We start from the raw sequence: 24330 nt of genomic DNA, 5'->3' as shown, positions 1-24330 counted from the left end.
TCAGATGGGCTGGGCCAGCGCCATGAGGGACTCCCGCATGATGCGCGAGTGCTCTTCCTTGTCGCCACCGTCGATCTCGATCTCGCCCAGGCGTGCCGAGTTCTCCACCACCATGCGGCAGCGCTCCCAGCGGCGGCTTTCAAAGGCCGCCAGCGCGGCCGGCACGTCGCCCGCTGACTGCGCCAGTTCGTCGGCCAGCACCAGCGCGTCCTCGATGCCAATGCAGGCGCCCGATGCCAGGTGCGGCGTGGTGGCATGCACCGTGTCGCCGATCAGCACCACGCGACCGCGTGACCAGGGGCGGGGCATGAGCAACCCTTCCAGCGGGCGGTACACGATCTGCGAGTCCGGGCCGATCTGGCTGCGGATGGCCTGCAGCGTGGGGGCAGGAAAGCCCTCCAGCAGCGCGCGCAGGGTGTCCACAAACGTCGCTGGATCGACATGCTCATTGGTGGGTCGCGGCTCGGTGACGAAGAGGTACATCTCGGTCTTGGAGACCGGGTTCACGCCGGGCTTGATCTGGGGCCCCATCCACATGGTGGCCGTCTCGATCTCTGGCGGCCGGGGCAGCACGGCGCGCCACACCGCCTGGCCGCTGTAGCGCGGCCGTGGGGCGTTTTCAAACACGGCTTCGCGCACCTTGGAGTAGAGCCCGTCCGCGCCGATCACCAGGTCATAGCGCTGGCGCTGGCCGTCGGTGAAAGTCACCAGCACCCCGTCGGCCTGCTGGTCGATGGCAGCGAAGGTGCACCCCAGGCGCACATGGGCACCCGCTGCGCGGGTGGCCTCGGCCAGGATGCGGGCCAGCACCGGGCGCAGGATGGCACCGCCGCCCGGCACATCGTCGCCCGCGATGCGGGGCGTGGGCAGTGTGGCCACCAGGGGGCCATGGGGCAGGTGCAGGTTCACGCCGTCCGAGGCGTTGCCCTGGGCCAGAAAGGCCTCCAGAACGCCCAGGCGTCGAAACGCCCGCAGCGTGGCGCCACCCAGGCTGATGCCGGCGCCATAGCTGCGCCAGCCGGGGTCGATCTCGACCAGATCCACCTGGGCGCCCTGCTTGCGCAGCTCAATGGCCGCTGCCATGCCGGAAAATCCGCCGCCAATAACCAGGATGCGTTGGGAAGATAGGCTCATGGGTTTGTCTCCTTGTTCATTTTTTTGGATTCGCCAGATGGACGTCGCCATTGGCTTGCAGGACCAGGGGTACGGGGGTGAGCGCATCGCCCAGGCACGGCCCCAGAGTGCACACCCCGGTGGCGATGTCAAACAGTGCGCCGTGGGCCGCGCAGACGATGYGGTCACCAGCCGCGTTCAGATACCGGTCCTTGCGCCATGCCATCGGGACGCCATCGTGGGGGCAGACGTTGGCATAGGCATGCAAACGCAGGCCCTGCCGCACGACGATGACCGTGTCCTGGCCGTGGCCTGCGGGGTCAAAGCCCCGCGATGCGCCGTCGGGCAGGTCGCTCCAGTGGCACAGCCTCATGGTGCCGGCTCAATGGTGCGCCTGCGCTGGCGGCGGGCCCGAGGGCGCCCACTTCTCGCGGTGCTGGAACAGGAACAGCTGCGAGGCATCGGCGCTCATCGGCACCTCCCGCGGCGCCCAGGTGTTGTCGTGCTGGTCCATGTCTGCGTCGTATTCGACATGGCAGCCCAGGGGCGAGTTGAAGTACCAGAACCAGTTGCTGCCGAACCGGTGGCGCCCGGGGCCCCAGAAGCTCTGGTAGCCCTTCTCCACAAAGCGGGTGCCGGCCAGCAGCAACTCAGTGGGGCCGCCCATGTGGAAGGTGAAATGCTCGCAGCCTTTCATGAACGGGGGCGTCTGGATCATGAACAGCGTGTGGTGGTCTTGCGTGCCCGCAGGGCGCAGGAAGGGGCCGACGCCTGTGAACCGGTCTGTGCAGACAAAACCCAGGCGGGCATAAAACGCCTCGGCCTTGGCCGCGTCCGGAACGAAGTACACGACATGCGACAGCGAGCGGGGTCGCGCCACCAGGTCTGGCGGCAGACCCAGCGCGTTGGGAGCCCGCTGCGGCGCGGCCCCGGGGGCGTTGACGGATTCGGCAGGCAGCGAAAGCGGCTTGCGCACGGTGACCTGGAACGCGAGGGCAAAGCCCAGGTCGTCCGTGGTGCGCAGCACGTCGCCCTGGCGCACCACCACGCGGTCGCGGGTCAGTTCGGCCTCGATGGCATCGAGCGTGGCCGCGTCGGCTACGCCGTAGATGGTTTCGCGCAGCAGGCTGGCTGTGCCCAGCGAAGGCGGCAACGCCGGGTCGTCCTGAGCGCGTATCTCCACGGCTGTCCCGTCCAGTGCCTCGAAGCGCCCGCCCTGTGCTGTCACCCCGACCGGGGTCAGCCCGTAGTCCGTCAGGTACTGCGCGCAGGCGGCGATATCGTCCACGCCAAAAACCAGCGCGTCGGGTCCAATGATGTTCATCTCTTGATCCTTTGTGGTGTCAGTGGTGCGGTGGGGCTTCAAGCCCTGCAGGCGGTGTGTCCGCCCAGGACTTCTGCCACCCAATCCGCGATGTAGTGGCCCGCATTGATGCTGTTGTCAAAGCTCGCGTGCTGCGAGCCGCCTTCGCGGTCGGTGAACACCTTGAGTTCTCGCCGGGGGCTGTTGACCAGCTGCTCGTAGGTGCGGTGCGCCCACTTCAGCGGGATTTGCGAATCACGCTCGCCGTGCGTGACCAGGAAAGGCACGCGGATCTTCTCGACCACGCCGTCCAGGTGCACGTTCTGCGCGATCCGCATGAAGTCGTCGATGTCCTTGGCACCCCATACCCAGCACACGTGGGCCCAGTAGTGCGGCACCGGGAAGTCGCCTTCTTTCTGCAAGCGGCGCTCTTGCACGTCCCGCCAGTCGTGGTTCGCGCCCCAGGCCACGCCGCAGGCAAAGCGCGGCTCCATCGCCACACTGCGCGGGCAGTAGTAGCCCCCCAGGGACACGCCTTCGCAGCCGATGCGCTTCGGGTCCACGGCGGGGTGTTGCTCCAGCCAGTCCACCACGCGGCTGGCCCAGTGCTCGGTGTCGTACCGCGCGGTCAGTCCGTGCAGACGCAGGGCTTCGCCGGTCCCTGGCTGATCCACAACCAGGGAGGACACGCCACGGTGGACCAGCCACGCAGGCAGTCCAACCAGGTGCTTCATTTCCTTGGTCGAGTCCAGCCCGTTGAGCTGCACCAGAATCGGCGCCCGCTGGCCCGGCCGGAGCCCCTTGGCCGGGTAATAGAGGGCAGAGAGGTGGGTTCCCTCGTACGGAATTTCCACGCGCTCCACTGGATCGCCCAGCAGGGCCGAGCCTTTGAGGAACAGCTCCAGTTCGCGGCGGTAGATGGCCAGGCGGCCCGGTGCGTTGTGCGCCTGCAGCCGCTCAGCGGTGATCAGGTAGCTCGCAGCGCGCCGGTACTTCTCACCGGCCGAAAGCATGCGACCCCGGGCTTCGTCTTCTTCGGCCAGTCCGCAGAGCTTGTCGGCCATGCGCACCCAGGTCTCGCGAAAGGCCTGCGTGCCAGCAGCATCCGGGGCCTTGGCGGCCTCTTGCAGGGGGGCGCACATCTCCTCGATCTCGCCGATGCGCGCGCCCATTTCAATGGCGAGATCGACGGACAGGTTCCAGACGTAGTTGGTGGGGAAATACTTGAACATCTATTTCAGACTCAGGGTTGGGAACTGCGGGGGCGCGGCGTGATGCCGATGCTGGCGAAGAAGCGGGCCGTGGCGGGGTCTGCGAAGTCCGGCACAAAGCGGAAGGCCCGGATCTGGCCGCCCTCGATGCGCAGCACATCGCTGCCAACGATGCGCTCCACGCCCGCCTGCTCGTACAGCGGGCTGCGCACCTCCAGCCGGGCGGTCAACTCACTGGCGCGCACCTCCACCGAAAGCACGGCGAGCCGTGCGCGCGGCTGCACCACGGTCTGGTCGATGTAGAGCGCCAGGCAGGTCGGGTTGTCCATCGGCGCAGTGCAAGCCGGGTAGTCCGATCGCTCGACATCCGGGGCGATCAGCGCACGCACCGCACCCATGTCTGCCGCGTGCACGGCCTGCACATAGCGGTCGAAAACCGCCTGCGGCTCAGCGGGCGCGGCTGCATGGACCAGCGCGCTGGCGGCGAGCAGCGGGGACGCCATCAGGTAATTCTTCATCATGGTGTGCCGTGCGAGATGCGCGAGGTCAGTGCTTGATCCACAGCGGAATGGCGATCCCGATGCCCAGCACGTTGTTCTTGGTGGTATTGGCGGCGTAGAGGCCCCGCTGGTAGCTCAGGCTCACGCTGAAGGGGCCGGCGTTGTAGTTGAGCGAGGGCCCCAGCGCAAAGCTGCGTGCGCGGTTGTCCTGGATGGTGGCGCCGCCTTGCTTGTCGTCCGTGAACTGGTGAAGGTACGAACCCACCATGCCCATCTTCCAGGGGCCGACGTTCCAGCCAGCGGTGAATTCGCCCACATAGCCGCTGCCCGAGCGGTAATGGGTGGTGCTGTTTTCACGGTTCACCATCAGGCGGTTGATGAGGCCAATATCCAGGCCGCTCGGATCGGTGTGGCGAATCCCGAGCACCGGCTGGACCGAGGTGTAGCCGGTGGACACGCTGGGCCGGTGCGGGTCGTAGGAGCCATTGGGCAGCGCGATGTCCAGGCCCGCCACGGCATAGGTCTTGTCTGTCAGGCTCCAGCGCAGCACGGCGGGCGAGACGGTGATGTTGGCCACCCCGCTGTGCCGCTCGCTGTGGCCGGCGACGTCGGTGCGCAAGGAGACGGCAGGAATCACCAGCTGCGAATACAGCCGCGCGCCCAGCACCGTCATGTCGTAGGACGCCAGCAGCCGCGTGGTGGCCGAGGTTGCGCTCAGCTTGAACGGGATGGGTCGCTTGTCACCGTGGTTGTCATACAGACCGCTGGAGGTGGTGTGGTGCACCTGCTCCAGCACAAACAACCCGGGAATGGGCGGCAGGCCGGCCACGTATTCGCCGGTCGATCCGACCGGGAAGGGCGACACGCCCCCTTCGAAAGCCTGGGCCTGGGGTGCACCCAACAGGCTCAGCAACATGCAGCCCGCCGCCTGCCCGGCGCGGGAAAGTACCGTCTTCATCGTTGTCTCCTTTTTCTACGCATCCAGCCAGGCTGGGCGTGTTTTCGCTTTGCTCGACAGGGCCTCGGTAGCACAGGTGGGCCCCTCATCGGGTCTGCCAAGTGGCAGGACGGGAGCGAGATTAAGATCGGCCTTAACTTAGATCAAATGGATTGATTCCATTCGAAGTATTGATCCCATGAATACATCAAGGACTCTGCGGGCCCCTGTTGCATCTGGCTGGGAGCGCGGAAGAAACCACATACCTTGATCGATCCCTGCTGCCCATGCGCTTTAACAAACTGGACCTGAACCTGCTCGTGGCACTGGACGCCCTGCTCACCGAACGCAGCATCAGCCGCGCCGGGGAACGCCTGCACCTGAGCCAGCCCGCCACCAGCAACGCCCTGGCGCGCCTGCGCACCTATTTCGACGATGAGCTGCTGGTGCAGCAAGGCCGCACCATGGTGCTGACGCCGCGTGCCGAGGGGCTGCTGGACCCCGTGCGCGAGGTCCTGATGCGCATCGACAGCACCATCGCAGAAAAGCCCCGGTTCGACCCCGCCACATCCACCCGCAGCTTCACCCTGCTGGTGTCCGATTTCACGACCACGGTGCTCATGCAACCGCTGATCGAGCAGCTGTTTCAGGAAGCGCCAGGGGTGCAACTGCACCTGCGTGCGCAGAACAACCGGCCTGTCGAGCAGCTGGAGGAATACGGGGCCGACGTCCTCATCATTCCCGAGCAATACGCCTCGCCCAGGCACCCGAGCGTCACGCTGTTCGAGGAAACCTACCTGTGCATCACCTGGGAGGGAAACCCCCACATCTCCGAAGCGCTGAGCTTTGACGACTACCTGGCCGCCGGCCATGTGGTGGCCGACTATTCGGGCGCGCGGCACATCCCGGCGTTCGACGGCTGGTTTCTCGAACGCTTTGGCGTGAAGCGCCGCATCGAGATCTCGGCGCCCACCATGGCCGCCCTGCCCAGCCTGGTGATTGGCACCCACCGTGTGGCCACGGTGCACAAACGCATCGCCCTGCGTGCCGTTCAGCTCGGCCTGCCCGTGCGCATCTGGGAGCCGCCCCTGGAGATTCCGCCCATGCGCCAGAAGCTGCAGTGGCACCGGCACCGCGACAAGGACCCTGGGCTGGAGTGGCTGCGCGAGCGGGCCATGGCCGTGGCCGCGCGCATCTAGCCCACGCATGCCGCTGCGCTGCAGTGCGGTGCGTGGGGGGGTGCGCAAAATGTCCCGTTTTGATCGGAAACCTGGCCGAACACCGCCGCTATGGCCGAGGTGTGCAAGCCACAATCGGAGCCCGTCCACGGCCACTTCCGCAACACCATGCCCTCTTCCCTGCGCCCCCGCGACCTCGCCCTGGCCCTGCTCGTCATCGTGGTCTGGGGCCTCAATTTCGCCGTCATCAAGGTGGGCGTGGCCGGTGTGCCGCCCCTGCTGCTGGGAGCGCTGCGCTACCTGCTCGCAGCCTTCCCGGCGCTCCTGTTTGTCAAGCCGCCCAAGGTGCCGCTACGGCTGTACCTGCTGTACGGCATGACCATGGCCGTGGGCCAGTTTGCGCTGCTGTTCACCGCCATCCACATCGGCATGCCCTCGGGCCTGGCATCGCTGGTGTTGCAGTCGCAGTCGTTCTTCACCCTGCTGCTGGCCGCGTGGTGGCTGCGCGAGAAATGGCATGGCAACCAGGTGGCGGGCCTGGCGCTGGCAGGCTGCGGGCTGGTGCTGATCGGCAGCGCGCATGGCGCCTCCATGCCCCTGGCAGGCTTTGCGCTGACCGTGGCGGCAGCCGCCATGTGGGGCTGCGRCAATATCGTCACCCGCGCTGTGGGGCGGTATGGGCCGATGAACCAGTTTGCCTTCATCGTCTGGTCCAGCGTAGTGGCGCCGCTGCCTTTTGTGGCGCTGTCGCTGTGGCTGGATGGGCCCGCCACGGTGTGGGCGGCCGTGCAGCACCTGTCCTTCCAATCGATGGCCGCCGTGGCCTATATCGCGTGGATTTCGACGCTGCTGGGCTTCGGGCTGTGGACCTACCTCATGTCGCGCTACCCCGTGAACCGCGTGGCGCCCTTCACGCTGCTGGTGCCCGTGGTGGGCCTGACCACGGGCTGGGTGGCGTTTGGCGAGCAGTTGCTGCCCGTGCACTTTGCAGGCGCCGGGCTCTTGATGGCGGGCTTGGTGGTCAACGTGTTTGGCGGCCCGGCCTGGGCGGCCATGATGGGACGGCTGCGCGGCGCCCAGTAAGCGGTCGGTCGGACGCAGGCCGCTACACCGCCAGCGGCAACTCGGTGGTCGAGAGCACGTTGCGCAGCACCATGAACGAGCGGACCTGCCGCACSCCCGGCAGGTASAGCAGCTGCTCGGCATGCAGGCGGTTGAAGCTGTCGTTGTCGCGCGTKCGCACSAGCATGAAGTAGTCGAACTCGCCSGTGACCACRTGGCATTCSAKGCAGCCSGAKACYTTKKSCGCSGCCTTYTCRAAMTCGGCRAAKGAATCGGGCGTGGAGCGGTCSAGCACCACSCCAATCATCACCAGCATTCCCGCACCCACCGCCTGGGGGTTGAGCAGCGCCACCACCTTATCGATGAGTCCCAGGCGCCTGAGGCGCTCCACCCGGCGCAGGCAGGCGGGCGGGCTCAGATGCACCTTCTCGGCCAGTGCCACGTTGGAGAGCGACGCATCACGCTGCAGCTGGCGCAGGATGGCTTTGTCGGTACGGTCCAGCTCGGCCGAGACATCAGCCTGCGGCGCATTCTTGGGACGAACTTTTGTTGCGCTCATAGGTCACCCAGAGAAATATTTATCCCTGACATTCTGATCCATCAACCTGAAACACTGAAATTTTGGAAAATTTTGCAACCACTTGACGCGCGTGTTTTTCTACGATGAAGGCACTGCAAGCCCCCCCGCTTGCGCCCCCTCTTCATCGACCGGAACACCGCCATGAACCTGCAGAAATTTGCCCGCCACCCGCTCACCTTCGGCCCCTCTCCCATCACGGCGCTGCCGCGCCTGTCGGCCCACCTCGGCGGCAAGGTGCACCTGTATGCCAAGCGCGAGGACTGCAACTCGGGCCTCGCCTTCGGCGGCAACAAGACGCGCAAGCTCGAATACCTGATCCCCGAGGCGATTGCGGGCGGCTACGACACGCTGGTCTCCATCGGCGGCATCCAGTCCAACCAGACGCGCCAGGTGGCCGCCGTGGCTGCACACCTGGGCATGAAGTGCGTGCTGGTGCAAGAGAACTGGGTGAACTACTCCGACGCGGTGTACGACCGCGTGGGCAACATCGAGATGAGCCGCATCATGGGCGCCGACGTACGCCTGGACGCAGCGGGCTTTGACATCGGCATCCGCCCCAGCTGGGAGCAGGCCATGGAAGACGTGAAGAAGGCCGGCGGCAAGCCCTTCCCCATCCCCGCAGGCTGCTCCGAGCACCCGTACGGTGGCCTGGGCTTTGTGGGCTTTGCCGAAGAAGTGCGCCAGCAAGAAAAAGAGCTGGGCTTCCAGTTCGACTACATCGTCGTGTGCTCGGTCACGGGCAGTACGCAGGCGGGCATGGTGGTGGGCTTTGCGGCCGACGGCCGGGCGCGCAAGGTGATCGGCATCGACGCCTCCGCCAAGCCCGAAAAAACCCATGCCCAGGTGCTGCGCATCGCACAGAACACGGCCAAGCTGGTAGAACTGGGCCAGGAGATCACGGCCGACGACGTGATCCTGGACACCCGGTACGGCGGCCCCGAGTACGGCCTGCCCAACGAGGGCACGCTCGAAGCCATCCGCCTGTGCGCCCGCCAGGAGGGCATGCTGACCGACCCGGTGTACGAAGGCAAGTCCATGCACGGCATGATCGACATGGTGCGCAAGGGCGAATTCCCCGAAGGCTCCCGCGTGCTCTATGCGCACCTGGGAGGGGTGCCGGCGTTGAACGCCTACAGCTTTCTTTTTCGCAACGGCTGATGCGTCCAGCGAGCAGCGACGGCTGGCACAGCTGGCCGGGCTGTCGTTGATCTAAGCACCTATTCAAAGGGCCCTTGACCGCCAGGCAAGGGCCCCGTCCGTACCCCCGATCCAAGGAGCCCCCATGAAGTGCTTGCAGCTTGTCAGTCGGCGTAGCGTGATCCTCGTGGCGGCAGCCGTCGCAGGGCTGGGACTCGGCACGTTACGGCTCGCCCATGCCGACGGTTATCCCGCCAAGCCGGTGCAGTTGGTCGTGCCCTTTCCGCCAGGGGGCGCCGTAGACATCGTGGGCCGCACCATCAGCAAGAAGCTGGGCAACCGCCTGGGCCAGCCCATCGTGGTCGAGAACAAGGCGGGCGCGGGCACCGTGGTGGGTGCGGCGTATGTGGCCAATGCGCCTGCCGATGGCTACACGCTGCTGATCAGCTCCGGCTCCACCTTCACCGTAAACCCCGCGCTGAACGCCAAGCTGCCCTACGACCCCGTCAAAAGCTACGAGCCCGTTGGCCTCGTCGCCCGTGTGCCCCTGATTCTGCTGGCCCACCGCGATGTGCCGGTCAACAACCTCCGGCAGCTGATCGCTGCCGTTCAGCGCACGCCCGACAAGTTCTCCTACGGCTCGTTTGGCAACGGAACCACGGGGCATTTCGCAGCCGAGCTGACCTGGTCGGCCGCGGGCATCAAGCTGATGCACGTGCCTTACCGGGGCAGCGCCCCCGCCATGGCCGACCTGATGGGCGGGCAGATCCCCTTCACCATCGACACCGTGGCGGCAGCACTGCCACAGCTCAAGGCGGGCAAGATCAAGGCCATCGCCGTCACGGGCGCCACGCGGGCCACGCAGCTGCCCGACGTGCCCACGGTGGCAGAAAGTGGCTTCCCGGGGTTCTCGGCCGATTCCTGGCTGGCCGTGGTCGCGCCGCGCGGCCTGCCCGCCGAGGCCAAGGCCAAATTGCACAAGGCCCTGGCCGAGACCCTGGCGGACGCCGAAATCCGCAGCAAGCTCATCGCCGCAGGGCTGGAGCCGTCTTACGCCACGGGCGATGCCGTGCTGGCGCAGATCGAAGACGAGTTGCCACGCATGCGCGCCATTGCCCAGCGCGCGCAAATTCGGGCGGACTGAGCCCGCCCAGCCACGGGCGGCTTGCACTCTTGGCCGTCAGGCCGCCAGCAGCTTCTGCACCCGCTCGCGCAGCAGTATGGGCTGCACCTCGGTCGATGCCACGGCAGAGCCCACATTCAGCCCCACCCGGCTGTAGAACCCCCGGCGAAACGGCCGCACCATGGCGCCACCCTTTTCAATGCGGCTGAAGTACGAGCCCCACAGGTTGGTCAGCGCCATGGGGATCACCGGCGCCTCCACGCCCTCTGCACGCGCACGCTCGATGATCTTCATGATGCCGCCCTTGAACTCCTGCAACTGCCCGTCCTTGGTGATGCCCCCCTCAGGGAAGATGGCCAGCAGGTCGCCTTCGCGCAACACTTGGGCCGCGCGGTCAAAGGCCGCTTCGTAGGTCTTCGGGTCTTCCTTGTACGACGAAATCGGGATCGCCTTGGCCAGGCGGAACAGCCAGCCCAGCACGGGCACGCGGAAGATGCGGTGGTCCATCACGAAGTAGATGGGGCGTGGGCTGGCGGCCATAAGCAGCACGGCGTCCACAAAGCTCACGTGGTTGCAGGCCAGGATGGCCGCGCCGGTGGACGGCAGGTTTTCGTCGCCCTGCACCTTGAAGCGGTATACGAACCGCGACGACACCCAGGCGATAAAGCGCAGCAGGTACTCGGGCACCAGCATGAAGATGTAGAACGCCACCASSGCGTTGGCWAWACCGGTGAACAGGAAGATCTGCGGMAYCGTGAAACCSGCGCCCAGCAAGGCGCCSGCGATGAGCGARCTGCCGATCATGAACAGCGCRTTSAGGATGTTGTTGGCCGCGATGATGCGYGCRCGGTGCGTGGGCTGGCTGCGCAKCTGGATCAGYGCRTACATSGGCACGCTGTACAGGCCCGCRAASAGSSWSAGCAGCGCCAGGTCSRSCATCACGCGCCAGTGCGCGCCCTGGGCCATGAAGGCGGCCAGGCCCATGATCTCGGACGCTGGCAGGCTGCGCGACGCRAARTACAGGTCGATGGMGAACACGCTCATGCCRATGGCGCCCAGCGGCACCAAGCCGATCTCGACGTGTCGGCGCGAGAGCACCTCGCACAGCAGCGAACCCACACCAATGCCGATGGAGAACACCACCAGCAGCAGCGACGCCACCTGCTCGTTGCCATGCAGCACGTTCTTGGCCAGGCTGGGGAACTGGCTCAGGAACACCGCGCCGAAGAACCACATCCAGCTGATGCCCAGSAGCGAGCGGAACACCACGATGTTCTCGTGGGCSAGCTTGAGGTTGCGCCAGGTTTCGGTGAAGGGATTCCAGTTGATGGTCAGGCCCGGATCGGTGGCCGGCACCGAGGGGATGAACTGCGCCACCGCGCGCCCGACCAGTGCCGCCACCACACAGGCCACGGCCACCGTGGTGTGGCCGATGCCCGGGATGGCCACCAGCAGTCCACCCGCCACATTGCCCAGCAGGATGGCSACRAASGTGCCCATCTCGACCATGCCGTTGCCRCCCGTSAGCTCCCGCTCGTTGAGCACCTGGGGCATGTAGGCAAACTTGACCGGGCCAAACAGCGTGGAGTGCACGCCCATCAAGAAGGTGCACAGCAGCAGGATGGGGATATTGCCCGCAATGAAACCCAYGGCCGCCACCAGCATGATGGCGATCTCCAGGTTCTTCACGAAGCGGATCATCTTCGTCTTGTCGTACTTGTCGGTCAGCTGGCCCGACGTGGCCGAGAACAGCAAGAACGGCAGGATGAACAGGGCGCCGATCACCAGCCCCGCCATGGCCGGCGGCAGCCAGTCCACACTGAGCTGGTAGGTCACCATCACCGTGAAGGCGAACTTGAAGAGATTGTCGTTGGCCGCACCCGAAAACTGCGTCCAGAAGAAGGGTGCAAACCGCCGCTGACGTAGCAGGGCAAACTGGTTCGGGTCCTCGTGCGTGGGTGCGGGGGCCACGCTGGTGGAGGCGGTGTCGGGGCTCATGCGTTTCTCCTCGTTTCCGATGGGTTGGCTTGTTGGAATTTTCCGGACCTGCGCTTCATGCGCCGGATCTGCGGGCGACACCCACGGCGTGGGCGCCATTCTGCCCGGACGGCATGACCAGCGGCATCGCCGCCGCGTCACTGTGGCGCAAAGCCACCAGCGCCCCCAGTGCCGTCAGCACCGGCCAGGCCGCGCCCGCCGCCAGCACATGCTTGAGGCTGTGGCCTGACACCCATCCGCCCGTGGCCTCGAACACCGAGTGGTCTGCCGCCTCCAGCAGCTTGGCCAGGGCGTACAGCACCACCACCACGCCCAGGTGCAGCGCCAGGCCATCGACCCGGCGTGGAAGGCATGCCAGCCCCAGCACCACCAGCAGACCGCCCAGTTGCACCACGGCCCAGGGCAACAAGTTGCCTGTGTGCACCCAGACCCACACGGCCATCGGCCCGGCCAGCAGCACGGCGCCAGCGGCGGCCACGCCCGCCCGCGCGCTCACCCGGCTGGCAGCCGCCAGACCCAGCAGCCCCGCAAAGGGCAGGACCATGCCCAAACGGTCCCACAGCAGGCCTGCGTCCTGCGGCTGCCAGTGGTACAGAGCAGAGCCTGCGGCGGTGCACAGCAGCCCGCCAAAGAACAGGGCGGCCAGCGCACGGGAGGTGGCGTCCAGCGTGGCCGGCGGCACACGGCGCAGCACCCACCAACCCCATGCACCTGCCAAGGCGAAGGCCAGGTTGCTCAATACATCCAGCGCACAGGGGATGCCCCATAACGTGCGCTGGTCGGCAAAGTCATGCTGGTGCGCACTGGCGGGCAGCACCGGGCCGAACAGCGCCAGGGCAAGTAGTGCAGTCGCGCCCAGCAGCAAGCCGGTTTCGGCACCCGACAGTCGCGACAGCGTTGCCAGGCCGCGCGCACGAAGGGGAGTCACAGGGGAAGAAGACATCACACACACCGTAGAAAGTGAACGATGCCGCGCAGTGTGGGCAGCGGCCGCATCGGCCGCCTTAAAAAGTCGCGCAAGGGGCTACCCACGCACCTTCAGGTATTGATAATTGATACCCAGGAGTCCCCAACCCATGAGCACGACCGCCGACCTCGTCACCGCCCTGAAAAAAGAACTCAAGACCGCGCAGATGACCTACGCCGACCTGGCGCAGGCGCTGGGCATGGCCGAGTCCAGCGTCAAGCGCATGCTGGCCAAGGGAGACATGCCGCTGTCGCGCATCGACGCCATCTGCCGCGCGCTGGCGCTGGACTTTGCCGACCTGGCGCGGCGCGTGGCCGACGAGCAGCCCTTGCTGAAAGAGCTGACCCACGAGCAGGAAAAGGCCGTAGTGGCCGACAAGAAGCTGCTGCTGATGGCAATTTGTGTGCTGAGCCAGTGGACGCTGGAGCAGGTGACCGGCTACTACCGCCTGACCGAGGCCGAAGGCATCAAGTACCTGGCGCAGCTGGACCGCATCGGCATCATCGAGCTGCGGCCGCTCAACCGCTACCGCCTCAAGCTGGCCAAGACCTTCCGCTGGCGCCCGCACGGCCCGGTGATGAACTACTTCCGCGACCATGCGCTGCTGGACTACTTTGCGGGTGGCTTTGACGGACTGGGCGAAGGCGTGCTGCTGGTGCACGGCAACATCAGCCGCAGCCTGGCACCCGCCTTCATGGAGCGTATGCAGCGCGTGGCGCAGGACTTTGCSCAGCAGCACCWGRCCGACCAGAAGCTGCCCGACCGCGAGCGCGAGGGCTACACSCTGCTGCTGGSSATGCGSAGCTGGGAGTTCGAGGCGTTTGCCAGCATGCGGCGGTAAGCGTCCCGCCGATTTCGCGGGCACCTGCAAGCGGCAGCCGTCGCTGCCAGCCAACTTCTGCCCTTGGTTGAGCGCAGCGGCCGCCTCACAGGTGCGGGGACTGGCCGCAGTGCCATGAACCAGCCTCCAATCACTATCTTTTTGATAGCTATCAGCACATGAAATATATGCGCTTGGGGCTAAAACGCCTCAAAAAACCTCCTTGCGCCCGGCAAGAGGTGGCTTGACGCCACAAACAGAAATAACTATTCTTTAAATTGTAAATTTAATCAATTTAAGAATAGTCAAATGAAAACCACCCGCCAGCAGCAAGACGCCACGCGCCGCCAGATCGTGGCCAGCGCGGTGGACCTCATGACCCGCCAGGGCTTTGACGGCACGACGATGAAAGACATCGCGCGGGCCGCCGGCATTGGCGACGCCACGATCTACAAATACTTTCCGACCAAGGATCGCATCGTGCTGGGCTACCTGGACGACGTGGCCCACCAGGCGCTGGCCGACACGCTGCAGACGCCGGGCTTTGCGGGCTACGGCCTGCAAGAAAAGCTGCAGCGCCTGACCGATGCCGTGCTGGAGCGCCTGCTGGCCGACCGCGAGTTCGTGGCCCAGGTGCGCGGCCTGRCCCGGCGCTCGCCGCTGTCGATGCTGGCCGAGCCGCTGGCAGCGCGCCAAAACCTGCGCGATGCGGTGGCGAGCTTTCTGGAAGCCGCCGAGGCCAGCGGCGAGATCGAGCCCTGCGACTTCAAGGGCCTGGCGGGCAGCCTCTACACCGACTACCTGGCGGGTGTGGTGAGTTACTGGCTGGCCGACACCTCCGACGAATTTGCCGACACCACGCAGCTGGTGGACCTGTCGCTGGGCGTGCTGGTGCAGGCGCTGCGCGGCGGGCTGGTCAACCGCGTGCTGCAACTGGGCGGCTTTGTGCTGCGCAGCCAGATGGCCCGCGTGGTGCAACACGGCAGCGGCCTGATGGGCATGCTGCACATGGCCCAGCAGGCCATGGCCAGCGCCCCCACAGCCCGGGCACCTGCTCCCATGGCAGCCGCCGCCGCAAGCCCGGCCACCACGCCTTCGCTGCCCCCTCGCACGCAGCGCAAGCCCCGCGCTGCCACGCCCCCCACCGAGGCACCGGCCGCCCAGCCCAAAGCCACGCCTCGCAAGAAAAAGAGCGCTCCATGAATGCGACCCCTGCCCTCGCCGCGCCCACCACCGCGCGCGCCACACAAGTGCCGCCCGGCACCGCCATCCACGCCACACTGCCGGGCGCAGATTTTTTTGATGCCTACGAGGTGGCCGACCGGCACCCCACACGCTCTGCCCTGCAGTCGTGGCTGGACGTGGCGGCCCGCACCCCGGCATGGACCCGCGCCCTCATGTTCGTGCGCAACAAGGCCGTGCGCCTGGTGGGCCTGAAGGACCTGGGCCAGCTGCACGATGACCATCCACCCGCCAGTGGCCAGCCTCTGCGCGACGCGCGCAGTTACCGCGTGGGCGACCGCGTCGGCATCTTCCGCATCCGGCATCTGAGCGACACCGAGGTGGTGATGGGCCAGGACGACAAACACCTGGACGTGCAGGTGTCCATCTGCAAACAGCCCGCCGCCCCTGGCGCCACGCCCCGCGTGGTGCTGAGCACGGTGGTGCACATCCACAACACACTCGGCCATGCCTACATGGCGGTGATCACGCCGATCCACCGTGTCATAGCGCGCGGCACAGCGCAGCGCCTGGCAGACCATGGCCAAAACTGAGGCGGAAGCACCCCGCACCGGCAAGCTGGCCCGCAGTGCCATCACGGGGCTCGCAGCAGCGCGCATCGGCATGGCCGAGCTCTCGCACCGCACACGCAAGCGCTCGGCCCAGGCGCAGACCGAGCACGAGGCGGCGCTGGGCCGCATCTTGTTTGGTGCGCTGGGGCAGCTGCGCGGCTCGGCGCTCAAGGTGTCACAGCTGCTCAGCATGCACCCGGGCCTGCTGCCCGACGGCGTGCGCAGCGAACTGGCTCGCGCCCACCACCAAGCCCTGCCGCTCAACCGAGCCCTGGTGGGCCGCGTGTTCCGCCAGGCCTTCGGGCAGGAGCCAGAGGCGCTGTTCGACCACTTTGAACCCACTGCGTTTGCCGCCGCCAGCCTGGGCCAGGTGCACCGCGCACAGCTGGCCGGCCACGGCACGGTGGCTGTCAAGGTGCAGTACCCCGGCATTGCCGCCACCATTGCGAGCGACATGCAACTGATGCGCGCCGCGCTGCGCGCGCTGGCCCACACCGACATGCCTTTGCCTGCGGATGCCGTACTGGACAGCGTGATGGCCGAGATCGAGGCCACGCTGCTGCGCGAGGTGGACTACCTGCAGGAGGCTGAACAAATGCAGTGGTTCGCCCAGCACGCGGCCAGGCCAGGCGTGGTGATGGCGCAGCCCCTGCTCTCGCACACGCGGGCCCAGGTGCTCACGCAGCAGTTTCTGCCAGGCCAGCCGCTGCAGGCCTGGCTGGCCACACAGCCATCGCAGGCGCTGCGTGACCAGGCTGGGCAGCACCTGTGGGACTGGTTCATGCACTGCATTTTTGTGCTGGGGCGAGTGCATGCCGACCCGCATCCGGGCAACTTTCTGTTCGCGCCCGATGGCACGGTGGGCGTGCTCGACTTTGGCTGCACGCGTGCCCTGCCCAGCGCATTCCGGGCGCAGGTGGTGCAGGCGTGGTCGGCCCTGCTGCGCGCTCCCGCCGACCCCGCGCGCACCGCGCAGGTGCTGCAGGCCTACCAGGCGCTGGGGCTCTTGCGCAAGGACCTGACCGTGCAGGCCTACACCAGCGAACTCGCCCCCGCACTGGCCGAGATGCAGGCCTGGCAGATGGAGCCCTTCACCCAGCCGGTGTTTGACTTTGGCACCAAGACACCGCCGCCCATCACCCCCGGCCAGCACCAGCGCGTGCTGGGCCAGCACCTGGCCCACGTCCCTGGCGAGATGCCCGCATTCGAGCGCATGTGGATGGGGCTGATGCACCTGCTGACGCAGCTGGGTGCCCGCGTGCACACCCGAGCCAACGAGGCGCTGGCCATTCACCCATGACCAACACGGCGCTGACCCTGGCGGCAGCCGGGCTGGCCCTGGTGGGTGTGGCCCATTCGGTGCTGGGAGAGCTTCTGTTGTTTCGCAGCCTGCGCACGCAGGGGCACCAAACGGCGGGGCGCATGGAGCCCGGCACTGCGCGGCAGGTGCTGCATACCCCGCACCTGCGCATCCTGTGGGGCACTTGGCATGTGGCCTCGGTGCTGAGCTGGGCGTTGAGCGCCCTGCTCTGGCGCCTGGGCACCGCGCCTTGGGACGCTGCCCTGGGCGCCTGGGCCGCCGATGTGGTGGGCCTTGCCACCCTGGCCAGTGGCGTGCTGGTGTTCTTTGCCACGCATGGCAGACACCCGGCATGGTGTGCGTTGCTGGTGATTGCGGCTCTGGTGTGGTGGCGCTGAAGCAAGCCATCGGGGGCGGGTGAATGGGGGACGCCGACGCAGGTTGCCTGGGCAAGCGTGACAAACATCACGCTGCAACCGTTTGCCTCCGAAGTCGGCAACACAACTTCACAAAGCTTCGCAATGGGACTACACCGGCTTGACGCAGCCTGCGCACCATGAAGTCTCCGGTTCCGCAAGGAATCACATCTGAGGAGAACCTTATGGCCCGCAAAGCACTTGCCGCTGTGTCCATCGCCCTGCTGTCGCTGGGCGCCGCGAGCGCGGCGCAGGCGCAGACCAGCGCCACCGTTGTCATCCAGGCTGGTACACCCGTCTACCGGCAACCCGCCCCGGTACTTGTGCAGTACCAGGCACCTCCCCCACCCCGCTACGAGGTGGCACCCCACCCGCGCCGCGGCATGGTGTGGGTGCCCGGCCACTGGGAGTGGCGCGGCCACCGCCATGTGTGGATGCAGGGCTACTGGGTGAAGGCCCGCCCGGGCTACCACTACCGCGAGCCCCGCTGGGTCGAACACGGCGGCCGGTGGAACATGCAGCCCGGGGGCTGGGACCGCGATGGCGACGGTGTACCGAACCGCCATGACCGGGACCGCGATGGTGATGGCGTGCCCAACCGCTACGACCATCGCCCGGACAACCCATACCGCCGTTAAGCCGAGGGGCAGCCGCCTGCGGTAGCGCGCAGGCCAGCCCCAGAGCGCCCCCCTGCGCCTACGCCAGGGGCGGCATCGCGCCTACAGCGCGGCGCAAGGTACCCGTGCACCATCGATACACCCGGTTCCGCATCGAACCACCCACAGGAGACACTCATGGCCCGCCACCCGCTCACTGCAGCATCCCTCGCGCTTATGGCGTTTTTGGCCTTCGCTCCTGCGCAGGCCGCCACCCAGGGCACTGTCATCATTCAGTCCGGCCAACCCGAGCGCGGCTACCAGACTGCGCCCACCTACCAGGTGATTCCTGCGCCGCCACCTCCGCGCAATGAAGCGATGCCCCGCCCTCGCCGAGGCCAGGTATGGGAAGAAGGCCACTGGGAATGGCGTGGCAACCGCCACCACTGGGTGCGCGGCCACTGGGTGCAAGCGCGCAACGGCTACCAATATCGCCAGCCCCAGTGGATCGAACGCGAAGGCCGGTGGGAGATGCTACGCGGTGGCTGGGACCGCGACGGTGACGGCATCTCCAACCGCAACGACCGGGACCGCGATGGCGACGGTGTGCCCAACCGCCGTGACAGCCAGCCGGACAACCCGCGCCGCAATTGAGGGAGCAGCTCCCGCCGCGACCAGGGCGCTGAGCAGGCTCCGTCCCCGCGGTAGCGGCAGACACTGCTACCGCAGCAACAACACAGCCTGACCGAGCCCCGGAAAGTCCGCCACCACTTCGGTACCTGGCGCCACCAGCACGGTGCCGGTGCACGACCCCGTGGTGACCCACTGCCCCGCGCGCAGCCCGCCCAGGCTGCGCGCGCCTTCGTTGGCCAGCCACACCAGCAGCCGCAGCGGGTCGCCCGCCGGATTGCCCCAGGTGGCATGCTGCACGGCCACTGCCCCGTTCACCGACAAGGTCACCGCTTGCGCCAGGGGCTGCACGGCGGCCACATCGTTGGTGCCAGTCCCCACAATCAGCGCCCCGTGGCAGGCCTGGTCGGCCAGACGGCTCCACTCGCCCTGTTGCGCCCATGCAGCAAAGCGCGTGTCGCACACCTCAATGGCGGCGCGCACCGACACCACCGCCGCCAGCACCTCGGCGGCGCTGTAGGGGGTGGCGCGGGCGGGCAGGTCAGCCCCCAGTTCGTACACCAGCTCCGCCTCCACGCCCATCACGGCAAAACCCGCGGCAGACAGAGCAACCACCTCACCCTCTGCGGCCACCCACACCGAATCGCGCGTGAGAGCGGCCCGCGCGGGTTGCGCCTGGGGCGACGCGGCGCCGACCTTCCAGCCTGCGATCTCCCCGCGCGCACGCACCACGGCGTCCTGCACCGCGTAGGCCTCGGCGGCATCGCGTGGGCGAAGCCCTGCGGGAAAGTCCAGCGGGCGGGGGGTGCGTCCCTCCCGGGCCTGGGTAATGACGGCGGCGCTGGCGACAGGGTCCAAAGTGGCGGGGGGCATGGCAAAACTCTCAGTGGGACGAGGGGTCGGCGGATTATCGGCACCTTCACCAGCGGCCCCGCCCCGCTGCATCAGCAACGATTGCGCCCCATTAGCAGCCGGAGTTGATCTTGCGCGCAGGCTTGGCCCCTAGAATCGGCCTCGCAGGAGAGCACGGCAGCCACAGGCCGCCGCTGCACCGAAGGCGCAAACTCCCATACACGCTCAGGTCCCGTACTGCACCATTCATCAAAGCCGTCTGGAGAGCCGCTTCGCGCAACGCGAAGCGCACCGAAGGAGCAAGCCGCAGCCCGGGTGGGTGGCGGTGAATCTCTCAGGTACCAAGGACAGGGGGAGCGGCAGCTAGGGCATTCATGCGCCAGCTGCACGCTATTGAATTCATAGCTGCCAGCGCATGTTGTTCTAGCGCCAGAGCCCAGAAAGGCTTTGAAAATCATGCGCGTGATCGTTTTGGGCGCCGGCTTGCTCGGCGTGACTTCGGCTTATTTCCTTTCGCAACTCGGCCACGAGGTGACCGTCATCGACCGCCAGGGTGCGCCCGGCGCCGAAACCAGTTTTGCCAACGGCGGCCAGATCTCGGTGAGCCACGCCGAACCCTGGGCCAACCCCAGTGCGCCGCTCAAGGTGCTGCAGTGGCTGGGCAAAGAGGATGCTCCGCTGCTGTTCCGCCTGCGCGCCGACATGCGGCAATGGCTGTGGGGCCTGTCCTTCCTGCGCAACTGCACGCCCGCGCGCACGCGCCACAACATCGAGCAGATCGTGCGCCTGGGCACCTACAGCCGCGACACGCTGCAGCAGCTGCGCGCGGCCACCGGCCTCCAGTACGACCAGCGCACGCAGGGCATCCTGCACTTCTATACCAACCAAAAAGAATTCGACGGCGCCCTGGCCCCTGCCGAGCAAATGCGCCAACTCGGCTGCGAGCGCCAGGTCATCAGCGCCGACGAGGCCGTGCGCATCGAGYCTGCGCTGGCCCACATCCGCCCGCAGCTGGCGGGCGCCACCTTCACGGCCGAGGACGAATCCGGCGACGCCAACCAGTTCACGCGCGAGCTGGCCAAGCTGTGCGAGGCGGCGGGCGTGCAGTTCCGCATGGGCCACCACATCACCGCGCTGCGCGAGGCAGGCGGCCGCATCGACCATGTGGAAGTGACCAATGCCGAAGGCCGCTTCGAGCGCGTGCGCGGCGATGCGTTTGTGCTGGCCATGGGCTCGTTCAGCCCGCTGCTGGCGCAGCCACTGGGCATCCAGCTGCCCATCTACCCGGCCAAGGGCTACTCGGTGACCATGCCGGTCAAGGACGCCAGCAAGGCGCACCAGGTGAGCCTGACGGACGACGAGTTCAAGCTCGTGTTCTCGCGCTACACCAGCGAACGCGGCGGTGATCGCCTGCGCATTGCCGGCACGGCCGAGCTGAACGGCTATGACCGCCACCTGAACCAGGTGCGCTGCGAGGCCATCGTGCGGCGCGTGGAGCAACTCTTCCCTGGCGCGGGCGACGCGAGCCAGGCCCAGTTCTGGAGCGGCCTGCGCCCCGCCACGCCCAGCAACGTGCCGCTGATCGGCAAGACGAAGGTGGGCAACCTGTTCCTCAACACCGGCCACGGCACGCTGGGCTGGACGCATGCCTGCGGCTCGGGCAAGGCGTTGGCCGACATCGTGAGCGGCCGCGTGCCCGAGGTGGACTTTGCGTTCCAGGGCTTGCAGGGGCGCGCGGCGGGCGCGGCGCTGGTGCCGTCGCGCACGGCGGCCTGAAGCAGCGCGCGATTGCAGCGAGGCAAGGCTGCTGCAACCGCCGCGAGAGGCTGCGCCTACTTGGCGGCGCCTGTGGCGTGTGCCACAAACTGCGCCACGGCCAGCATGTCCTTCTCGCTCATGCGCTCGGCATAGGACGGCATCACGCCGATGCCTGCCTTGAGCGCACGCAGCACACGGCCGGCGTCGGGTTTCAGCTCATCCAGCACCGGGCCTACTTGGCCCTCGGCCCCGGCGGCCTGCAGTGTGTGGCACACGGCGCAGGCGGGCTGGATCTTGGTGAACAGCTCCTTGCCCCGCGCCAGTTCGGCAGGGTCGGCGGCCCAGGCCGACGCACAGGCGCCAGCCGACCACACCGCCACGGCGAGGCGGCGCGCTCGGTTCAATCCACCCATGTCAGGCCACAGTCACGGTAACGGCGTGGTCGCGCCAGCTGGCGTTGTTGTAGCCGCCCAGGTTTTCCTCGCGCTGCTCGGCCTGCACATTGCCCGCCGTGTCGGTGGCGCGGCTGGCCAGCACATGGGTGCCCGCCTCCAGGCGCACGGGCAGCGCAAACTGCCGCCAGGCAAAGGGGCCCAGGTCGGGGCCGATGAGCTTGGCCGCCAACCAGGTCTTGCCGCCATCGGCCGACACCTCCACGCCCTTGATGCCGCGCGTGCCGCCAAAGGCCACGCCATGCACCTGCACCTGTCCGGGCTTGAGTGCCCCCTTGTCGGGCAAGGGGCCGTTGATCCACGACTTCACGCCCATCTCCCACACCGAAGGCTGGTCGGGGCTGGCCTTGCTGCCGGGCGGCGACATGCGGTAGCCGTGCGACATGATGCGCGCCTGCGACTGTGCGCTGGTAAACGCAACGCGCTTGACGTACTTGATGTTGTTCACGCCCTGGTAGCCGGGCACCACCAGCCGCAGCGGGCCGCCATGCGCCAGCGACAGCGGCTCGCCGTTCATCTCCCAGGCCAGCAGGGCGTCGTCCATCGCCTTCACGGGCACCGAGCGCTCCACCAGTACCGACAGCGGGTCCACACCTTCGGGCAGCTTCTCGCCCCCCGTGCCGGTCAGGTAGGCGGCACCATCGGCCAGCCCGCCCAGGGCGGCCACCACGTTGCGCAGCGGCACACCGCTCCAGACCACACAACCGGCAGCGCCCACCGACCAGGGGGTGCCGCTGGGCTTGCTGGGGAAAAAGCCCCGGCCATTGCCCGAGCACTGCAGCACGGTGGCCACGGTCTCCACGCCCAGCGTCTTGAGCTCCGCCAGGGTCAGGCTGCGCGGGCTCTTGACCCCTTCGACGGACACCGTCCACGCGTCGCGGTTGTCCAGGATGGCCGCGTCGGGCGCAGGCAGGTTGTTGCGCACGTACAGCTGGTTGGACGGCGTGATGACGCTGGTGCCGAACGCGGAGCGGCGCGTCTCCAGGGTGCTGCTGCTGTGCACGATCAACGCATCCGGCGACTTCCACCCCGCATAGGCGGGCAGCGGCTTGGCCGCAGAGGCTGCGGCCTGCTGGGCCCGCACACTGCCCGTCCATCCGGCCAGGCCCAGCGCGCTCAGGGCGGCAGCACTTCCGGCCAACATGTGGCGGCGCGGCAGGGTCATCGAATCTTTCATGGAAACGTCTCCAAATAGTGGGGTGGACAAAACCTTGTGGCCCCTCGCCATTGGGCGGGGACGGGGGATCGGGTCAGCCCGCATTCTGTGCGGTCACTCCTCCTGCCGCACGCACGGCATCGTTAGCAGAAGTAACAAGAACAAAAGATCGGAAACATTCGTACGCAGGTGCGGGGGGCGTGGGCATATTCGCGCTTTGTTTTGGGGAGAGGAGCAGCGCAATGAACACCACCAGAAAACCGACCCGAGGCCCGCTGGGACTGCTACTTGTCCTATGGCTGGGATGCAGCGCAGCACAGGCCCAGCTGACGGCCATCGTGGCCGTGGAACCCACCGCCCGCAAGGCGGCGCATTCCATCCTGCGCACCGCTGCCGAATCAGGCCTGTCGAAAGCCGCGGGCCAGTCGGTGGCACTGACGACCAGCGACGATATGGCCGACGTGATGCGCGCCACCCGCAGCGCGGGCTATGACATCTTCATTGGCCCTGCCCAGGTGGCTGCGTCTGCATTGCAACGCGGCTACGAACTGGTGGGCGCTACGCAAAAATCAGACAGATACCTGCTGGTCGGGCTGCAGCAGTTGGCGGCAATGCCTGCGATGAAGGGCCGCAGGCTCTACCTGCCCCAGCAGGACTCGGTCTATACCTACATGGCGCGCGGCATGCTGAACGAGGCAGGGCTGTCGTTCCAGGACCTGCGTGCCGTGCAGTACGAAAAATTTCCCCAGGCGGGCCTCACCGCCCTGACCCTGGGCACGGCCGATGCCACCGTGGTGCGCGAGGACGACTGGGCCGAATGGTCTGCGGCGCACCCCGGCATCGCGCGGGTGCTGGCCACGTCGCAGCCCGTTCCGGGCGGGTTCTCCATCGTGGTGAAAAAAGACCTGCCGGCGGATGCGCGCAACAAGCTGGCCCAGTGGTTCAACGCGTCGTCCTCCGCCAGCGGCCTGCCGCCAGTCTCCGTGCGCCCAGAGGCGGTGGAATACCGCCGCGTGGCCGAGCTGGGACTGTTCACGCCCACCAACCTGCCTGGGGTCAACCGTGTCACCGCGCGCGAGGCCCAGACCCTGCTGGCGCAGGGCGCCACGCTGGTGGACACCCGCACCGAAAAGGAATTCAAGACCAAGCGCATCCGCGGGGCCGTATTCGCTGCGTATGTGGAAAAGAGCCTCAAGGACGTGGCCTTCAATGCCGCGCAGGATGACTTCCAGGCGCTGGACAAGCTCCAAGGGCTGGACAGAGCCAAGCCGGTGATTTTTGCGTGCAATGGCGCCGAATGCTGGAAGTCCTACAAGGCCGCCAAGGTAGCCTCCGCCAAGGGCTTCCAGTCGGTGTACTGGCTGCGCGGCGGGTTGCCCGAATGGGACGAAACCGGCCTGCCAACCGAAGGTGGCTAGGAGTCTGCGCAAGGCCTCTGGCCCCTGTCC

General features: G+C 67.1%; 25 protein-coding genes and 1 riboswitch. Of the genes, 13 read left to right on the top strand and 12 right to left on the bottom strand.

Annotated features, from left to right (window positions below; translation table 11 throughout):
- The 6 genes from AC04MI_RS04760 to AC04MI_RS04735 are packed head-to-tail and all read right to left on the bottom strand — an operon-like array spanning position 1 to position 5085.
- Positions 1-1134 carry an FAD-dependent oxidoreductase gene (locus tag AC04MI_RS04760; RefSeq protein ID WP_436076926.1) on the bottom strand — a complete coding sequence of 378 codons (1134 nt, stop codon included), beginning with the start codon at positions 1132-1134 and terminating at the stop codon, positions 1-3.
- A gap of 16 nt (positions 1135-1150) precedes the next feature.
- The gene (locus tag AC04MI_RS04755) at positions 1151-1486 is read right to left on the bottom strand and encodes a Rieske (2Fe-2S) protein (protein ID WP_476497185.1); all 336 of its coding nucleotides are present in this window, start codon (positions 1484-1486) and stop codon (positions 1151-1153) included.
- A gap of 9 nt (positions 1487-1495) precedes the next feature.
- The gene (locus AC04MI_RS04750; RefSeq protein ID WP_056065477.1) at positions 1496-2437 is read right to left on the bottom strand and encodes a VOC family protein; all 942 of its coding nucleotides are present in this window, start codon (positions 2435-2437) and stop codon (positions 1496-1498) included.
- A gap of 38 nt (positions 2438-2475) precedes the next feature.
- Positions 2476-3648: an alpha/beta hydrolase family protein gene (locus AC04MI_RS04745; RefSeq protein WP_436076925.1), complete on the bottom strand. Its 1173-nt coding sequence runs from the start codon at positions 3646-3648 to the stop codon at positions 2476-2478.
- An 11-nt stretch (positions 3649-3659) separates the two neighbouring features.
- Entirely contained in the window at positions 3660-4148 is a 489-nt protein-coding gene (locus tag AC04MI_RS04740) for a hypothetical protein (protein ID WP_099729118.1), read from the bottom strand.
- A 25-nt stretch (positions 4149-4173) separates the two neighbouring features.
- Positions 4174-5085, bottom strand: coding sequence for a SphA family protein (locus AC04MI_RS04735; RefSeq protein ID WP_082522512.1), 912 nt, complete (start codon positions 5083-5085; stop codon positions 4174-4176).
- Between the two features lie 266 nt (positions 5086-5351).
- Here AC04MI_RS04735 and AC04MI_RS04730 point away from each other — a divergent pair, with 266 nt between their 5' ends.
- Together AC04MI_RS04730 and AC04MI_RS04725 are read left to right on the top strand one after the other, a co-directional pair.
- On the top strand, positions 5352-6263 hold the full coding sequence (locus AC04MI_RS04730) for a LysR family transcriptional regulator (RefSeq protein ID WP_056065468.1): 912 nt from the start codon (positions 5352-5354) through the stop codon (positions 6261-6263).
- Between the two features lie 159 nt (positions 6264-6422).
- The gene (locus tag AC04MI_RS04725) at positions 6423-7325 is read left to right on the top strand and encodes an EamA family transporter (RefSeq protein WP_476497194.1); all 903 of its coding nucleotides are present in this window, start codon (positions 6423-6425) and stop codon (positions 7323-7325) included.
- 22 nt (positions 7326-7347) lie between these two features.
- On the opposite strand, the gene AC04MI_RS04720 is transcribed toward AC04MI_RS04725, so the two are convergent.
- Positions 7348-7863, bottom strand: coding sequence for an Lrp/AsnC family transcriptional regulator (locus tag AC04MI_RS04720; protein WP_476497183.1), 516 nt, complete (start codon positions 7861-7863; stop codon positions 7348-7350).
- Positions 7864-8025: 162 nt separating this feature from the next.
- Here AC04MI_RS04720 and AC04MI_RS04715 point away from each other — a divergent pair, with 162 nt between their 5' ends.
- Entirely contained in the window at positions 8026-9042 is a 1017-nt protein-coding gene (locus tag AC04MI_RS04715) for a 1-aminocyclopropane-1-carboxylate deaminase (RefSeq protein ID WP_108498710.1), read from the top strand.
- A 124-nt stretch (positions 9043-9166) separates the two neighbouring features.
- Complete coding sequence (locus AC04MI_RS04710; protein WP_436076923.1) at positions 9167-10165, top strand: Bug family tripartite tricarboxylate transporter substrate binding protein; 999 nt, start codon at positions 9167-9169, stop codon at positions 10163-10165.
- 36 nt (positions 10166-10201) lie between these two features.
- Here AC04MI_RS04710 and AC04MI_RS04705 read toward each other — a convergent pair whose 3' ends face one another.
- The gene (locus AC04MI_RS04705; protein WP_476497181.1) at positions 10202-12142 is read right to left on the bottom strand and encodes an MFS transporter; all 1941 of its coding nucleotides are present in this window, start codon (positions 12140-12142) and stop codon (positions 10202-10204) included.
- 55 nt (positions 12143-12197) lie between these two features.
- Positions 12198-13085, bottom strand: coding sequence for a hypothetical protein (locus tag AC04MI_RS04700; RefSeq protein WP_436076921.1), 888 nt, complete (start codon positions 13083-13085; stop codon positions 12198-12200).
- 133 nt (positions 13086-13218) lie between these two features.
- On the opposite strand from AC04MI_RS04700, the gene AC04MI_RS04695 reads away from it, so the two are divergent.
- From AC04MI_RS04695 to AC04MI_RS04665, 7 genes are all read left to right on the top strand, one after another.
- A complete protein-coding gene (locus AC04MI_RS04695) occupies positions 13219-13950 on the top strand; it encodes a helix-turn-helix domain-containing protein (protein WP_476497179.1) in 732 nt (243 codons plus the stop codon).
- Positions 13951-14238: 288 nt separating this feature from the next.
- The gene (locus AC04MI_RS04690; protein WP_476497177.1) at positions 14239-15132 is read left to right on the top strand and encodes a TetR/AcrR family transcriptional regulator; all 894 of its coding nucleotides are present in this window, start codon (positions 14239-14241) and stop codon (positions 15130-15132) included.
- A complete protein-coding gene (locus tag AC04MI_RS04685) occupies positions 15129-15704 on the top strand; it encodes a DUF2867 domain-containing protein (protein ID WP_436076919.1) in 576 nt (191 codons plus the stop codon). Before AC04MI_RS04690 ends, AC04MI_RS04685 begins: the two co-directional genes overlap by 4 nt.
- Positions 15691-17022 (top strand): ABC1 kinase family protein, encoded by a 1332-nt coding sequence (locus AC04MI_RS04680; protein WP_436076918.1) that lies wholly within the window; start codon positions 15691-15693, stop codon positions 17020-17022. Before AC04MI_RS04685 ends, AC04MI_RS04680 begins: the two co-directional genes overlap by 14 nt.
- The gene (locus tag AC04MI_RS04675) at positions 17019-17420 is read left to right on the top strand and encodes a hypothetical protein (protein WP_146872062.1); all 402 of its coding nucleotides are present in this window, start codon (positions 17019-17021) and stop codon (positions 17418-17420) included. Before AC04MI_RS04680 ends, AC04MI_RS04675 begins: the two co-directional genes overlap by 4 nt.
- Positions 17421-17623: 203 nt before the next feature.
- Positions 17624-18076, top strand: a complete 453-nt coding sequence (locus AC04MI_RS04670; RefSeq protein WP_056065441.1) for a YXWGXW repeat-containing protein — start codon at positions 17624-17626, stop codon at positions 18074-18076.
- Between the two features lie 156 nt (positions 18077-18232).
- Positions 18233-18688 carry a YXWGXW repeat-containing protein gene (locus tag AC04MI_RS04665; RefSeq protein ID WP_436076917.1) on the top strand — a complete coding sequence of 152 codons (456 nt, stop codon included), beginning with the start codon at positions 18233-18235 and terminating at the stop codon, positions 18686-18688.
- A 66-nt stretch (positions 18689-18754) separates the two neighbouring features.
- On the opposite strand, the gene AC04MI_RS04660 is transcribed toward AC04MI_RS04665, so the two are convergent.
- Complete coding sequence (locus tag AC04MI_RS04660; protein WP_436076916.1) at positions 18755-19537, bottom strand: 2-keto-4-pentenoate hydratase; 783 nt, start codon at positions 19535-19537, stop codon at positions 18755-18757.
- 228 nt (positions 19538-19765) lie between these two features.
- A riboswitch (glycine riboswitch) is annotated at positions 19766-19877 on the top strand.
- A gap of 95 nt (positions 19878-19972) precedes the next feature.
- Here AC04MI_RS04660 and AC04MI_RS04655 point away from each other — a divergent pair.
- Positions 19973-21292: a D-amino acid dehydrogenase gene (locus AC04MI_RS04655; protein ID WP_476497175.1), complete on the top strand. Its 1320-nt coding sequence runs from the start codon at positions 19973-19975 to the stop codon at positions 21290-21292.
- Between the two features lie 56 nt (positions 21293-21348).
- On the opposite strand, the gene sorU is transcribed toward AC04MI_RS04655, so the two are convergent.
- Together sorU and sorT are read right to left on the bottom strand one after the other, a co-directional pair.
- Complete coding sequence (sorU, locus tag AC04MI_RS04650) at positions 21349-21687, bottom strand: SorU family sulfite dehydrogenase c-type cytochrome subunit (RefSeq protein ID WP_056065430.1); 339 nt, start codon at positions 21685-21687, stop codon at positions 21349-21351.
- A 1-nt stretch (position 21688) separates the two neighbouring features.
- Positions 21689-22903, bottom strand: a complete 1215-nt coding sequence (gene sorT, locus AC04MI_RS04645) for a SorT family sulfite dehydrogenase catalytic subunit (RefSeq protein ID WP_436076914.1) — start codon at positions 22901-22903, stop codon at positions 21689-21691.
- Between the two features lie 221 nt (positions 22904-23124).
- Here sorT and AC04MI_RS04640 point away from each other — a divergent pair, with 221 nt between their 5' ends.
- Positions 23125-24300: a rhodanese-like domain-containing protein gene (locus tag AC04MI_RS04640; protein WP_436076913.1), complete on the top strand. Its 1176-nt coding sequence runs from the start codon at positions 23125-23127 to the stop codon at positions 24298-24300.
- Positions 24301-24330 lie beyond the last annotated feature (30 nt).

It is taken from the genome of Acidovorax sp. LjRoot204, from assembly GCF_056175785.1.
The sequence above is the reverse complement of the archived record's forward strand: the minus strand, read 5'-3'. Positions and strand labels throughout refer to the sequence as shown.

Bases quoted from the DNA above. Each gene is read 5' to 3' on its own strand.
- AC04MI_RS04760 (WP_436076926.1), bottom strand. From the start codon at position 1,134: ATGAGCCTATCTTCCCAACGCATCCTGGTTATTGGCGGCGGATTTTCC.
- AC04MI_RS04750 (WP_056065477.1), bottom strand. From the start codon at position 2,437: ATGAACATCATTGGACCCGACGCGCTGGTTTTTGGCGTGGACGATATC.
- AC04MI_RS04745 (WP_436076925.1), bottom strand. From the start codon at position 3,648: ATGTTCAAGTATTTCCCCACCAACTACGTCTGGAACCTGTCCGTCGAT.
- AC04MI_RS04740 (WP_099729118.1), bottom strand. From the start codon at position 4,148: ATGATGAAGAATTACCTGATGGCGTCCCCGCTGCTCGCCGCCAGCGCG.
- AC04MI_RS04735 (WP_082522512.1), bottom strand. From the start codon at position 5,085: ATGAAGACGGTACTTTCCCGCGCCGGGCAGGCGGCGGGCTGCATGTTG.
- AC04MI_RS04730 (WP_056065468.1), top strand. From the start codon at position 5,352: ATGCGCTTTAACAAACTGGACCTGAACCTGCTCGTGGCACTGGACGCC.
- AC04MI_RS04715 (WP_108498710.1), top strand. From the start codon at position 8,026: ATGAACCTGCAGAAATTTGCCCGCCACCCGCTCACCTTCGGCCCCTCT.
- AC04MI_RS04710 (WP_436076923.1), top strand. From the start codon at position 9,167: ATGAAGTGCTTGCAGCTTGTCAGTCGGCGTAGCGTGATCCTCGTGGCG.
- AC04MI_RS04700 (WP_436076921.1), bottom strand. From the start codon at position 13,085: ATGTCTTCTTCCCCTGTGACTCCCCTTCGTGCGCGCGGCCTGGCAACG.
- AC04MI_RS04685 (WP_436076919.1), top strand. From the start codon at position 15,129: ATGAATGCGACCCCTGCCCTCGCCGCGCCCACCACCGCGCGCGCCACA.
- AC04MI_RS04680 (WP_436076918.1), top strand. From the start codon at position 15,691: ATGGCCAAAACTGAGGCGGAAGCACCCCGCACCGGCAAGCTGGCCCGC.
- AC04MI_RS04675 (WP_146872062.1), top strand. From the start codon at position 17,019: ATGACCAACACGGCGCTGACCCTGGCGGCAGCCGGGCTGGCCCTGGTG.
- AC04MI_RS04670 (WP_056065441.1), top strand. From the start codon at position 17,624: ATGGCCCGCAAAGCACTTGCCGCTGTGTCCATCGCCCTGCTGTCGCTG.
- AC04MI_RS04665 (WP_436076917.1), top strand. From the start codon at position 18,233: ATGGCCCGCCACCCGCTCACTGCAGCATCCCTCGCGCTTATGGCGTTT.
- AC04MI_RS04660 (WP_436076916.1), bottom strand. From the start codon at position 19,537: ATGCCCCCCGCCACTTTGGACCCTGTCGCCAGCGCCGCCGTCATTACC.
- sorU (WP_056065430.1), bottom strand. From the start codon at position 21,687: ATGGGTGGATTGAACCGAGCGCGCCGCCTCGCCGTGGCGGTGTGGTCG.
- sorT (WP_436076914.1), bottom strand. From the start codon at position 22,903: ATGAAAGATTCGATGACCCTGCCGCGCCGCCACATGTTGGCCGGAAGT.
- AC04MI_RS04640 (WP_436076913.1), top strand. From the start codon at position 23,125: ATGAACACCACCAGAAAACCGACCCGAGGCCCGCTGGGACTGCTACTT.